Genomic DNA, 12,536 nt, shown 5'->3' with positions numbered 1-12,536 from the left:
GATAGTACGTTGTGCGAAAATAGCTCGTTGCCAGTTCTTTTTTTTTGCGTTTTTTTATTCAATAAAAAAGGGGCTGTAAAGAAGCCTAACAATTTATGATAGGTTTTTTATGCCTCATATACTATAAAAATATTCAATAAGTGATATATAAGCAATGATTTATTGATTTTGTTTGAAATTATTTTCATTTACTTCGCTTATGTAGCGGTAGCGTATATATGTTAGAATGTACTCGTAATTATTATGTTATTACCAAAGAAGTAGCTCTAGGTTCGATTCCTTGAGCTATTTTTACATTAAAATAAAAAAACTGTAAAGAATACCTAATCCATTAGATTAGGTTTCTTTACATAACTGTATATCAAATTTTTATACACTAAAAAAGACCTCTTTTCGAGGTCTTTATTATTACATTTTTACTGTAGATTTAACTAATTCAACAACTTCTTCAGAAGTAGCACAATCTAATGCTTTTTCTACTAAAGCTTCCATATCAGCTTTTGATACGCTCTTAATTAATTTTCTTTGAGCTAAGATTGAAGTAGCTGACATTGAGAATTCATCTAATCCTAAACCAAGTAATAATGGAGCTGCAATAGCTTCACCAGCCATTTCTCCACACATACCAGCCCATTTACCTTCAGCATGTGCTGAATCAATAACATGTTTTAATAAGTTTAAGATTGATGGGTTGAATGGTTGATATAAATAACTTACACCAGAAGACATTCTGTCTGCTGCAAATGTATATTGTACTAAGTCATTTGTTCCTACTGAGAAGAAATCAACTTCTTTAGCAAATTTATGAGCTAATACAGCAGCTGCAGGGATTTCAATCATGATACCAACTTGTAATGTATCACTTACTTTAACACCTTCAGCAACTAATTTTTCTTTTTCTTCCATTAAGATTCCTTTAGCTTTACGGAATTCTTGTAAAGTAGCAATCATTGGGAACATAATTCTTAAATCACCATAAACTGATGCTCTAAGTAATGCTCTTAATTGAGTTCTAAAGATATCTTCTCTTTGGAAACATAAACGGATTGCACGAACACCTAAGAATGGGTTCATTTCTTTTGGTAAATCGATAGCTTCGATTTCTTTATCTCCACCGATATCTAATGTTCTAACAACAACAGGTTTACCTTCCATACCTTCTAATACTTCTTTATAAACTTCAAATTGTTGTTCTTCAGTTGGTAATTCAGCAGATTCCATATATAAGAATTCAGTTCTGAATAATCCAACACCTTCACCACCGTTTTCTTTAACACCTGCTAAATCTTTTGCTGAACCAATGTTAGCAACTAATTCAACTTGATGTCCATCAGTAGTAACTGTTTTTTCATTAACTAATTTCTTTAATTCTTCTTTATAAGCAATGAAATCAGCACGTTTAGTTTCATATTCTTTAACTGTTGCTTCATCAGGATTGATCATAACTGTTCCTTCAATACCATCAAGAACAATTAAATCTCCATCTTTAACTTCTTCAGTAATTGTTTTACAAGCAACAACTGCAGGAATTTCTAAAGAACGAGCCATGATAGCTGAGTGAGAAGTTCTACCACCAATATTAGTAGCAAATCCTCTAACTAAGTTTTTATTTAATTGTGCTGTATCAGAAGGAGTTAAATCATCAGCGATAATAACAACTTCTTCATCAATTAAAGCAGGGTTTGGTAATGGTTTACCAAGTAAATTAGCTAATAAACGACGAGAAACGTCTTTAATATCAGCAGCTCTTTCTCTAAAATAATCATCATCCATCATTTCAAACATTGCAATGAAATTATTTGCAACTGCATCTAATGCAGCTTCAGCACATAATTTTTCATTATTAATTTTGTCTAAAACTTGTGTTTTTAATTCAGGATCTTGAAGTACTAATGCATGCGCATCAAATACAGCAGCTTCTTCAGCTGATAAGTTTTTAGAAGCAGCTTCTTTGATTGCTTCTAATTGTTTAGCTGTTTCAGCCATACAATCTTCAAATTTTTTGATTTCAGCTGCAACATCTTCTACAGTGTTTTGTGTTACAGTTAAATCAGGCATAACTAGTTTGTATGCTTTAGCAATTGCAATACCACTAGAAGCCCCAATACCTTTAATCATAGTATTAAACACCTCCATATTTACATCCCAATTCTAACCTATTTTTATTGAAAAATAAAGACATTTTCATTGAACGAATGGACTTTTTAAGAAAAAAGACAAGTATTTATTGAATTGTTTGTCTAGACATGATATGATGGAATTGAGGAGGAGTTTGCAATGAAAGTTATTATCGTAGAAAATTATGAAGAAGCAAGCCAAGAAGCAGCAAAAATTTTTATTAATCAAGTAAAGGAAAAACCAAATAGTATTTTAGGATTAGCAACAGGGTCTACTCCTGTAAGAATGTATGAATTATTAAGAGAAGATCATGAAAAAAATCATACATCATATAAAGATGTTAAATCATACAACTTAGATGAATATTTTGGATTAGATGCAAGTCATCCACAAAGTTATCATTATTTTATGCATAAAAACTTATTCAATGGAATTGATATTAAAGATGAAAATGTACATGTTCCATGTGGACAAGGAAATATCCAAGAAAATTGTGATGAATATAATAAAATGTTAGCTGAAAATCCAGTTGATGTTCAATTATTAGGAATTGGTTCAAATGGACATATTGGATTCAATGAACCAGGAACTGATTTTAATTCAAAAACACATTATGTTGATTTAAAAGAAAGTACTATTAAAGATAATGCAAGATTATTCTTTGATGGAGATGAAGATGCTGTACCAAAACAAGCTATCTCTATGGGAATTCAAAATATCATGGATGCTAAAAGTGTTGTTTTAATTGCTTGTGGTAAAAATAAAGAAGATGCTGTTAAAGGAATGATCGAAGGTCCTGTAACTCCAGAATTACCTGCTAGTGTATTACAAAATCATAAAGATGTAACTGTGATTATTGATAAAGCAGCTGCAGCTTTATTAGAAAAAGAATATTAAAATCAAGAGGGAGAAAAATCTCCCTTTTTTTGTTTAGGTTGAAATTTTAATCATTAGACTGTAAGATTATAGTACTGATACAGAAGGTGAAAACTATGAAAAAAATAAGACTTAAAGAATTATTTAATATACCTAATTGTTTATGCTATTTAAGAATAATACTTATTCCTATTTTTTTACATCGCTATTTTTTAGCTGGAAGTAAAGAAGATTATTATATATGTGCTATTATCTTAATTATTTCAGGTCTATCTGATTTTTTAGATGGCTATATTGCTAGACATTTTCAGATGATTACTGATTTTGGAAAAATTATAGATCCAATTGCTGATAAATTGACACAATTTACGGTTGCATTTGTTTTAGTTTATACGTATTCATGGATGTGGTTATTACTTCTTATCATTGTTTTAAAAGATGGAATGCTGGCTTTAGGTGGACTTTATTTATATGAAAAAGGAGCAAAGGTACAAGGAGCTTCTTGGTGGGGAAAAATTTCTACTGCTATCTTTGATGTTGTCGCAATCCTATTAATTGGAATACATATTCCAAATTCTGTTTTTGCAACTGTTTCAATTTTTATTTGTATTATATTGATGCTTTTATCACTTGTTTTATATGCTAAACAACTATTATCTATTTATAAGGAGCTTAAAAATGAATAAAAGGCAAATAAAGTTAAGTTGTTATTTAGAACAATTAAATATAGAGGTTGTTAAAGTAGAAATGATTTTAAATCAACTAAATAGATTGAAAAATAATCAAGAAATTGCAAATTATATTGTTGAAAGAGATTTATTGAAAACAAGATGTCAATTAGAATTATCGCTTGCTTCTTTGTGTATTATTCTAAGAAAGATGTGTGAAAATCAATTTATTACCTTAAACCAAGAAAGAAGAAAAGATATTAATAGTATTATTCATTCAAATCGATTTGATTTTTTTGAGGATGATAAAGTTTATGTTTTTTCACAAAAAGGACAAGAAGAAGTTAATATAATCCAATTATTAGATTATGCAAAAAAGATATTTAAAGAAATCGTATGATTTTTTTGGACATCTTTTTTATTTTAACCAAGATAAAATAAAATTGGTGAATAAAATGAATATTAAAAAAAATTGTGGTATTGTTTTGATTATTTTGGGTATCATCTTAACATTAGATCGTACAAATGAATTTAAGGGAATCGTTTCAATTATTGTCTATTATATCCAAGAATATTGGCCTTTACTCATTACTTTTTGTGGTGTTTCATTACTTGCAACACCACAAAAAACAAAAAAGAAATGAAATAAAAAATACTGATTTTATATAGCTAAATGAATTGAAACGAGATAACAAAAATGATAATATGTACAATGTATTAATGGAGGAAACAAAAAAATGAAAAAAAGACCTATCGTATTATGTATTATGGATGGTTATGGTATTTCTGAAAGCATTAATGGTAATGCTGTAAGACTTGCTAATACACCTAATTTAGATGATTTAATGGCTATGTATCCAAACACAACTATTTCAGCTAGTGGTATGCCAGTTGGTTTACCTGATGGACAAATGGGAAATAGTGAAGTTGGACACTTAAATATTGGAGCAGGTAGAACTGTATATCAATCATTAACTTTAATTAATAAAGCTTTAAATGAAAAAACTTTCTTTGAAAATGAAAAATTCTTAAAAGCAATTCAACATGCTAAAGATAATGGTTCTAAATTACATATTTGGGGATTATTATCAAATGGTGGTGTTCACTCATCGAATGAACATATTTATGGTTTATTAGAATTAGCTAAACAACAAGGTTTAGATAAAGTATATGTACATGCTTTCTTAGACGGAAGAGATGTTGCTCCTGATAGTGGTGTTGATTTCGTAAAAGAATTACAAGAAAAAATTGAAGAAATCGGTGTTGGACAAATCGCATCAATTTCTGGTAGATACTATGCAATGGACAGAGATAAAAGATTTGATCGTGTTAAATTAGCTTACGATGCAATCGTATGTCAAGAAGGTGAATCTTTTGAATGTCCAGTTCAATATGTAAAAGATTCTTATGCTAAAGATGTATTAGATGAATTCGTTATCCCTGGTTACAACAAAAACGTTGAAGGAACAATTGATGATGGAGATTCAGTAATCTTCGCTAACTTCAGACCAGATAGAGCTATTCAATTAGCTACAGTAATCACAAATCCTACATTCTATGAAGGATATGTACCTGAAAAACAAGTTAAAGATTTAGAATTCGTATGTATGATGAAATATGCTGATAGCGTTAATGGAGAAATCGCATTCGTTTCACCTGAACTTACAAATACATTAGGTGATTATTTATCAGCTCAAGGTTTAAAACAATTACGTATTGCTGAAACTGAAAAATATGCTCACGTAACTTTCTTCTTTGATGGTGGGGTAGATAAAGAAATCGAAGGAGCTACTCGTGTGTTAGTTAACTCACCAAAAGTTGCTACTTATGATTTACAACCTGAAATGTCAGCTTATGAAGTAAAAGATAAATTAATTGCTGAATTAGATAAAGATATTCATGATGTTGTAATCGTTAACTTTGCTAACTGTGACATGGTAGGACATACTGGTGTTATTCCTGCAGCAATCAAAGCTGTTAGCGTTGTAGATGAATGTATTGGTGAAGTATATGAAAAAGTTCTTGAATTAGGTGGAACTATGTTAATTACTGCTGACCATGGTAATGCTGAAGAAGAATTAGATGCAGATGGTAATCCATTCACTGCACATACAACAAATGTTGTACCTTTAATTGTTACTAATTCTCATGTAGGATTAAAAGAAGGCGGAAAATTAGGAGATTTAGCTCCAACAATGTTACAATTATTAGGTTTACCAATTCCTGAAGAAATGGATGGAGAATCTTTATTAAAATAATCAATAAGTTCATATTGATTTCATTTTTAATAGGTATATTAAGTGGGTGTAGTCATACTACATCCACTCATACTATACAGAAAGATTTATCAAAAGATCAAATTATAGAAATCAATTATGATGATGTTTTAAAGAAAATAGATCAAAAAGAAGATTTTGTTTTATATATAGGTAGACCTGATTGTAAAGATTGTCAAGAATTTGAACCTTATTTAAAAAGTTATTTAAAGAAAAATAAAGGAGTTTATCTTTATTATTTCAATATTAAAGAATATCAAGATCAAGCTAACAGTCAAGAAGCAACTAAAAAAGAAAAAGCATGTTATAATCAAATAAGAAAAAAACTTGATTTTTCATGGACTCCTACTTTGAAGTTAGTAGATAATGGGAAATTTGTTGATCAATATACATTTTTAGATGAAGACTATTATTCATTAACAGCTAAAAAACAAAAAGAAAAAAAACAAGATTATATTGATAAACTTTCATCTTGGTTAGATCAAATATACCAAGATTAAAAGAAAGGATTGATAAGAATATGAAAAAATGTCCAAAATGTCATAAAAATATACCAAGTAATGCAAAGGTATGTCCTTATTGTGGGACACCCCAATCTGGCTATCAACCAATGAAACGTACTCCAAAAAGAAAGTTTGCTTTTATTTATCCTATTTTAATAATTGCATTTATTTTATTACCAATGGGAGTTACTTTCTTTACTTTTGATGCTTTAACTGATAGCGGAGTTAATCAAACAGCAACATTAAAAACATATGAAAAATCAAATCATGAAGCAGTTGTTTATCAATATGATTCACTAAAAGAATTCTCAAAAAATGTTAAGAATAGTAAAAAATATGTTAATAAAATCAATAACATTGAAGCATCTTTAGAAAAAATAGTAGGAAAAGAAAATATTGATCAAGAATATTCATTTCAAATAACAGATAATAATAATCTTTATGTGTCTGTTCAATATGATATTTCATTAGATAAACAAAATACTATGAATATTTCTTATGATTATGATTTATCAAAACAAAATCAATTACAATTTGAATATCATTTAAATAATGTTCAACAATTAGATGATGGATATCAACAATTAAATCAACAAGCTAAAAAAATGAATCAAATTATTACAATATTCAATGGAAAAGATAACCAAGAATTGATTCAAAAAACATTAGCAGATTTAAAAAATAGTGAAGAAGAATTAACTAAAGAAACCCTTTCTCATTATGGAAAAGGAATGACACAATCAAAAGGAAATAATCAATCTTCAATAAGAGTATTTAATTATAAAGATACATATCGCTTAAAATTATCTTATGATACGAAGTTAAAAATAGAAAAATTTATATAAAGCCAAGAAATTGGCTTTTTCTTTTTATGTAAAACAAGTATAATAGGGATAATTATAGGGAAAAAAGTAGGTGAATCGATGAGAAAAATTGCAGTTTTGACCTCAGGAGGAGATTCTCCAGGAATGAATGGTGCGATTCGTGCAATCGTGCGAGTAGGAATAAAAAGAGGTTTTGAAGTTTATGGTATCTATGAAGGATATAAAGGATTGGTAGCCGGAAATATTAAAAAATTAGGGTATAGTGATGTTTCTGAAATACTATCAAAAGGGGGAACTATTTTAGAATCTTCAAGATTACCATCATTTAAAGAAGATGAAGTTCAAGAAAAAGCTATCTGGCAGCTTAAACAAAGAAATATAGATGGACTTGTAGTAATTGGTGGAGATGGAAGTTATAAAGGTGCTTTAGCGCTTTGTCAAAAAGGAATTGATTGTATTGCAATTCCTGGAACAATTGATAATGATATTAATGGTACGGATGAAACGATAGGATTTCATACAGCACTTTACAATATTATCGATGCTGTTAATAAATTAAGAGATACTTCTAGTTCACATCATCGTTGTTTTGTTGTTGAAGTTATGGGAAATCATGCCGACAATCTCGCTATTTATTCAGCAATTGCTTGTGGTAGTGAAATTGTTATTACAGATAAAACAGGTTATGATGAAAATAAAATTATTGAAGAGCTTAAAATATGCGAACAAGAATATCATAAAAAGCATGCTATTATTATTGTAAGTGAAAAAATATTAGATGTTGAAAAGCTAGCAAATCGTATCAGTGAAGAAACAGGGTATTCAGGAAGATCAATTATTTTGGGACATATTCAAAGGGGTGGATCTCCAGTTCCTGAAGATCGTATTTTAGCTTCTAAAATGGCAGAAGAAGCAATTTGTTTACTAGAAAAAAGAAAAAGTGGTTTATGTATTTGTATGAAAGATAATCAAATTGTTTCTAAAAATATAGAAGAAGCTTTGATTGAAAAAAATGAAAATCATGATCGTTTATATCAGTTATTTTTAGATTTAGCTTAAGGAGTCATATATGAAAAAAATATTATTTAGTGATATCGATGGAACAATTGCTAAAGACAATTTACCCATTACTTATAAAGATCAAGATGCTGTAAAAAAATTAAGAGCTCAAGGTCATTATTTTTCATTTTGTACAGGAAGAAATATTCAAGAAACAAAACTTGTAACTCCACATTTTGAATATGATTATTTAGTCTTAAATAATGGAGCAATGATTGTTGATCAAAATGATCAAGTTCTCTATCGCAAACAAATAAAAAATGAGATTGCAAAAGAAATATTAAAAGAGAGTTATCAAAAATATTCTTATTTAAATTACACATTTTTTGATGGTCAACAAACTTATGGATATATAGATCAAAAAACATGTATTCTAACAGAAAATGGTTATCAAGAAATAGAAGGTGATTTTTTAGAAATATTAGATCATACTCAAGATGATATTGATATTGTATGTGCTTTTCATCCACAAGAAAAATTAGATGAAATACTTGAAATTCAAAAAAAAGTGAATCAAAAATATCCAGGCATACATGCAACACTTAATGTTGTTTATTTAGATATTACAGTAGATTGTACAAAAGGAAGTGGACTTAAAACGCTTTGCTCGTTATTAAATCAAGAAATGATATCCTATTGTATAGGAGATTCTTATAACGATTTAGATATGTTTGAAAAAGCTGATCATGCTTATACTTTTAATCGTGTAGAAAAACAAATAAAAGAAAAAACAGAAAAACAAGTTGATTATGTTTATGAAGTCATCAATGATATGTTGGAGGGGGAATAACAATGAGTTGGCAAGATAAATTAAGACAAGTTGAACCGTATGTAGCAGGAGAACAACCTAAAATTGTTGATATGATTAAGTTGAATACAAATGAAAATCCATATGGTCCAAGTGAAAAAATAAAAGAGGTTTTAAAAAATATCGATATTGAAAAATTAAAACTTTATCCAAATAGTGATGGAGAAGAATTAAGACATGCTTTAGCTAAGTATCATGGTTTAAAAGATGAACAAGTTTTTTTAGGAAATGGTTCGGATGAAGTTTTAGCACTTACATTCTTAACATTTTTTAATGGAAGTGATCCAGTATTATTTCCAAATATCTCTTATTCATTTTATCCAGTTTATTGTGATCTTTATCAAATGAATTATAAAGAGATTGTTTTAGATCAAGAGTTTAAAATGCATGTTGATGATTTTAAACAACCAAATTCAGGAATTATTTTTCCTAATCCTAATGCACCAACAGGATTACTTGTTTCTATAGATTTTATAGAAGAAGTTTTAAAAAGTAATCCAGATAGTATTGTTGTTGTAGATGAAGCTTATATTGATTTTGGAGGACAATCATGTGTGTCACTTATTGATCAATATGAAAATTTAGTGGTTATTCAAACATTCTCTAAATCAAGATCTTTTGCGGGTGCTAGATTAGGAGTGGCTTTAGGAAATAAAGAAGCTATCTCTCATTTATATGATGTAAAAAATTCTTTTAACTCATATCCAATTGATTATATTACACAACAAATTGGACTTGCTTCTGTATTAGATAGTCAAGATATGAAAGAAAAATGTCAAAAAGTCATTCAAACAAGAGAATATACGAAAACTAGACTTAAAACATTAGGATTTGTTGTTCCAGATAGTTATGCAAATTTTGTATTTGTAAAACATCCAAAGATTGATGGTGAAGAATTATTTTTAGCACTTAGAAAAGAAGGCATTATTGTGCGTCATTGGAATAAACCATTGATTGATCAATATTTAAGAATTACAATTGGAACTGATCAACAAATGGAAAGATTCTTTGAATTTTTAGAAAAATATTTAAATCAAAAAGGGCTGTTATGATGTAAGCGTCAAATGGTGAGCGCTAGTTTACAATAAAATAATTTAATACAATATAGGTACATTCTTAGTGCGGAGGAGGTGTACCTTTTTATGAGGACAAATGAAGAATGGAAAGCAATCTTTGCAGATCATGAAGCTAGTGGGATGACAGTCAAAGAGTATTGTAAAGAACACAACATTGGTGTGGCATCATTTTATAAGTACAAAAAACTTATAATGCAAAGTGATGAATTGTTTAACCAAGTAACTGTTATTGATGAAGAACCAGTATCTACTATGATTGAATTTCAAATTGATGGTCATACAATTAACTGCGATATTAAATATCTTCATCTTATTGTGAGTGCTTTATGATTATTAACGCTTCAGAAATTAAAAACATTTATGTCTCTAATCGCTATATAGATATGAGAAAATCCATTGATGGCTTATCCATTATTGTTGTCAGTCAGTTTAATTTAAATGTTTTAGATCACAGTTTGTTTATCTTCACCAATAAAAACAGAACAAGAATCAAGATGCTTTATTATGAATCGAATGGTTTTTGGTTATTTACCAGAAGACTTGAGCACGGGAGATTTAAGATAAAAGAATTAGAAGAAACAGGTGTTTGCATCATTACTTCATCGCAACTAAATTGGTTGATTGAAGGACTAGAATTTGACCGATTAGATGTCTCTAATCCAATACCAAATCGTGTCATTATATGATAATTTATGGTATAATAATAGGCGTTGGTGGTGATAAAAAATGGTACAAAATAACAGTGAAATCGCACAATTAAAGAAACAAATCGAAGCTCAACAAGCGATTATCGAATCCTTAAAAGCTGAGTTAAATTGGAAAGATGAGCAAATTGCGCTTTTCAAAAAAACGCTTTTTGGAAAGAAAACTGAACGTACCATCATTAGCGATCAACTTGAATTAAATCTATTTAACGAAGCTGAAACTTATTCTACTCCACTCAAAACAGAACCTAGTTTAAATTATGATACCCAAAAAGTCAGAGAACACGAAAGAAAGAAAAAACGTAGTAGAAATATAGATGATTTAGAAGTGACAAAAGTTCTTTTAGACTTAGCGGAAGAAGATAAGTTTGATCCGATTACTGGAGAATCATTACGTTTTATTGGATCAAATTTCAGAAAAGAACTAGTGCACCATAAAGAATATTATGAAGTAATTGAATATGAACAAAAAGTATACGCAAAAAAAGATGAAGAAGGTAACGAAGAATTAGTAAAAAAAGCAATGCCAACTGCTGTAATACCAGGAAGCTTTGCAACACCATCATTACTTGCATCAATCATTGATAAGAAGTTTACTCAATCATTACCTTTATATCGTCAAGAGCAGTCCCTAGAAAGAAATGGAATCACCTTATCTAGACAAACGATGGCCAATTGGATGATTAAACTTCATGATTTGTATTTTGATGTTTTCGTTGAACACATGCATAAACAACTTTTAAAATCAGAATACCTCAACGTCGATGAAACCACATTAGAAGTTTTAGAACTATTAAAAACAGAAGGCAGACAAAACTGCTACATGTGGCTATACAAGACCGGAAGAAGCGAAGATAAGCAAATGGCTATTTATCGATTCGAAAACGACAGAAAACATGAGCGAGTTAAGAATTATCTTAACGGATATACAAATGTCGTTCAAAGTGATGGATATGCAGCGTATCAAAATCTTGAAAGCGTAACTAATATGGGATGTTTTGCCCATTTAAGAAGAGGATTCGTAGAAGCTATTGAAGCAGCACCTAAAGGAACTGATGTGAAGAACTCGGTGACGCAACGACTAGTAAACTTATTAGATGAATTATTTAGATTAGAAAAAGTTTACAATAAAAAATACAAGAATGATTACGATCAAATCTTGAAAGCAAGATTAAAAGATTCGTTGCCGGTATATAATGAATTTTATGAAAAAGTAAAAGAGATTTACCCATATGCAGTTAAGAAAACACATCTGTATGAATCCTTAACTTATGCCATCAATAATGAAAAGTATTTAAGTTATTTCTTAGAAGATGGACGTGTTGAATTAAGTAATAACGTTGCGGAGCGCTGCATCAAAGACTTCGTTATTGGAAGATCGAACTTCTTATTCAGTAATAGTGTGCTAGGAGCACAAGCTAGTGGTAGTGCATATTCAATAGTAGTCAGTGCAAAACTAAATAATCTAAAACCATATGATTATATTGAATATATTCTAAACCAAATGAAGGGGCAAAAGTTAACCGATGAGTTATTGGAAGCAATAATGCCATGGTCAACAACGTTACCAAAAGAATTGTATAAAAAATGACGAAAGGCATATTAATTATGTCCTTTTCGTCAT

General features: G+C 29.3%; 14 protein-coding genes. 13 read left to right on the top strand and 1 reads right to left on the bottom strand.

The features are described from left to right. Positions 1 to 408: 408 nt before the first annotated feature. Positions 409 to 2,118: a phosphoenolpyruvate--protein phosphotransferase gene (ptsP, locus tag ACLVEP_RS03045; RefSeq protein ID WP_412582743.1), complete on the bottom strand. Its 1,710-nt coding sequence runs from the start codon at positions 2,116 to 2,118 to the stop codon at positions 409 to 411. Positions 2,119 to 2,277: 159 nt separating this feature from the next. On the opposite strand from ptsP, the gene nagB reads away from it, so the two are divergent. From nagB to tnpC, 13 genes are all read left to right on the top strand, one after another. Continuing rightward, a complete protein-coding gene (gene nagB / locus ACLVEP_RS03040) occupies positions 2,278 to 3,015 on the top strand; it encodes a glucosamine-6-phosphate deaminase (RefSeq protein WP_412582741.1) in 738 nt (245 codons plus the stop codon). A gap of 95 nt (positions 3,016 to 3,110) precedes the next feature. Then, entirely contained in the window at positions 3,111 to 3,680 is a 570-nt protein-coding gene (locus ACLVEP_RS03035; RefSeq protein WP_412582740.1) for a CDP-alcohol phosphatidyltransferase family protein, read from the top strand. Further along, entirely contained in the window at positions 3,673 to 4,062 is a 390-nt protein-coding gene (locus ACLVEP_RS03030; protein ID WP_318001138.1) for a hypothetical protein, read from the top strand. The genes ACLVEP_RS03035 and ACLVEP_RS03030 overlap by 8 nt, the downstream gene beginning before the upstream one ends. A gap of 55 nt (positions 4,063 to 4,117) precedes the next feature. Continuing rightward, positions 4,118 to 4,306: a hypothetical protein gene (locus ACLVEP_RS03025; RefSeq protein WP_318001139.1), complete on the top strand. Its 189-nt coding sequence runs from the start codon at positions 4,118 to 4,120 to the stop codon at positions 4,304 to 4,306. Positions 4,307 to 4,399: 93 nt separating this feature from the next. Further along, positions 4,400 to 5,920: a 2,3-bisphosphoglycerate-independent phosphoglycerate mutase gene (gene gpmI, locus ACLVEP_RS03020; RefSeq protein ID WP_032091749.1), complete on the top strand. Its 1,521-nt coding sequence runs from the start codon at positions 4,400 to 4,402 to the stop codon at positions 5,918 to 5,920. Positions 5,921 to 5,934: 14 nt separating this feature from the next. Then, positions 5,935 to 6,438: a thioredoxin family protein gene (locus ACLVEP_RS03015; RefSeq protein ID WP_412582738.1), complete on the top strand. Its 504-nt coding sequence runs from the start codon at positions 5,935 to 5,937 to the stop codon at positions 6,436 to 6,438. Positions 6,439 to 6,458: 20 nt separating this feature from the next. Next, positions 6,459 to 7,286 carry a zinc-ribbon domain-containing protein gene (locus tag ACLVEP_RS03010; RefSeq protein ID WP_412582736.1) on the top strand — a complete coding sequence of 276 codons (828 nt, stop codon included), beginning with the start codon at positions 6,459 to 6,461 and terminating at the stop codon, positions 7,284 to 7,286. 78 nt (positions 7,287 to 7,364) lie between these two features. Beyond that, complete coding sequence (pfkA, locus tag ACLVEP_RS03005) at positions 7,365 to 8,324, top strand: 6-phosphofructokinase (protein ID WP_412582734.1); 960 nt, start codon at positions 7,365 to 7,367, stop codon at positions 8,322 to 8,324. A 10-nt stretch (positions 8,325 to 8,334) separates the two neighbouring features. Continuing rightward, positions 8,335 to 9,114 carry an HAD-IIB family hydrolase gene (locus ACLVEP_RS03000; RefSeq protein WP_412582733.1) on the top strand — a complete coding sequence of 260 codons (780 nt, stop codon included), beginning with the start codon at positions 8,335 to 8,337 and terminating at the stop codon, positions 9,112 to 9,114. Between the two features lie 2 nt (positions 9,115 to 9,116). Further along, the gene (gene hisC, locus ACLVEP_RS02995; RefSeq protein ID WP_412582732.1) at positions 9,117 to 10,184 is read left to right on the top strand and encodes a histidinol-phosphate transaminase; all 1,068 of its coding nucleotides are present in this window, start codon (positions 9,117 to 9,119) and stop codon (positions 10,182 to 10,184) included. Between the two features lie 90 nt (positions 10,185 to 10,274). Next, entirely contained in the window at positions 10,275 to 10,538 is a 264-nt protein-coding gene (tnpA, locus tag ACLVEP_RS02990) for an IS66 family insertion sequence element accessory protein TnpA (protein WP_227352345.1), read from the top strand. Beyond that, entirely contained in the window at positions 10,535 to 10,894 is a 360-nt protein-coding gene (gene tnpB, locus ACLVEP_RS02985) for an IS66 family insertion sequence element accessory protein TnpB (protein ID WP_227352344.1), read from the top strand. Before tnpA ends, tnpB begins: the two co-directional genes overlap by 4 nt. Positions 10,895 to 10,934: 40 nt before the next feature. Then, positions 10,935 to 12,503, top strand: coding sequence for an IS66 family transposase (gene tnpC, locus ACLVEP_RS02980; RefSeq protein WP_412582730.1), 1,569 nt, complete (start codon positions 10,935 to 10,937; stop codon positions 12,501 to 12,503). The last annotated feature ends 33 nt before the right edge of the window (positions 12,504 to 12,536 follow it).

Origin of the sequence: Faecalibacillus sp. (assembly GCF_047023275.1) — a bacterium.
Taxonomy (GTDB): Bacteria; Bacillota_I; Bacilli_A; order Erysipelotrichales; family Coprobacillaceae; genus Faecalibacillus.
The sequence above is the reverse complement of the archived record's forward strand: the minus strand, read 5'-3'. Positions and strand labels throughout refer to the sequence as shown.

What these genes read in the sequence shown, in the direction of transcription:
- ACLVEP_RS03010 (WP_412582736.1), top strand. Translation starts at nt 6,459, where the DNA reads ATGAAAAAATGTCCAAAATGTCATAAAAATATACCAAGTAATGCAAAG.
- hisC (WP_412582732.1), top strand. Translation starts at nt 9,117, where the DNA reads ATGAGTTGGCAAGATAAATTAAGACAAGTTGAACCGTATGTAGCAGGA.
- ptsP (WP_412582743.1), bottom strand. Translation starts at nt 2,118, where the DNA reads ATGATTAAAGGTATTGGGGCTTCTAGTGGTATTGCAATTGCTAAAGCA.
- pfkA (WP_412582734.1), top strand. Translation starts at nt 7,365, where the DNA reads ATGAGAAAAATTGCAGTTTTGACCTCAGGAGGAGATTCTCCAGGAATG.
- ACLVEP_RS03025 (WP_318001139.1), top strand. Translation starts at nt 4,118, where the DNA reads ATGAATATTAAAAAAAATTGTGGTATTGTTTTGATTATTTTGGGTATC.
- tnpC (WP_412582730.1), top strand. Translation starts at nt 10,935, where the DNA reads ATGGTACAAAATAACAGTGAAATCGCACAATTAAAGAAACAAATCGAA.
- gpmI (WP_032091749.1), top strand. Translation starts at nt 4,400, where the DNA reads ATGAAAAAAAGACCTATCGTATTATGTATTATGGATGGTTATGGTATT.
- ACLVEP_RS03000 (WP_412582733.1), top strand. Translation starts at nt 8,335, where the DNA reads ATGAAAAAAATATTATTTAGTGATATCGATGGAACAATTGCTAAAGAC.
- ACLVEP_RS03030 (WP_318001138.1), top strand. Translation starts at nt 3,673, where the DNA reads ATGAATAAAAGGCAAATAAAGTTAAGTTGTTATTTAGAACAATTAAAT.
- tnpB (WP_227352344.1), top strand. Translation starts at nt 10,535, where the DNA reads ATGATTATTAACGCTTCAGAAATTAAAAACATTTATGTCTCTAATCGC.
- ACLVEP_RS03035 (WP_412582740.1), top strand. Translation starts at nt 3,111, where the DNA reads ATGAAAAAAATAAGACTTAAAGAATTATTTAATATACCTAATTGTTTA.
- tnpA (WP_227352345.1), top strand. Translation starts at nt 10,275, where the DNA reads ATGAGGACAAATGAAGAATGGAAAGCAATCTTTGCAGATCATGAAGCT.
- nagB (WP_412582741.1), top strand. Translation starts at nt 2,278, where the DNA reads ATGAAAGTTATTATCGTAGAAAATTATGAAGAAGCAAGCCAAGAAGCA.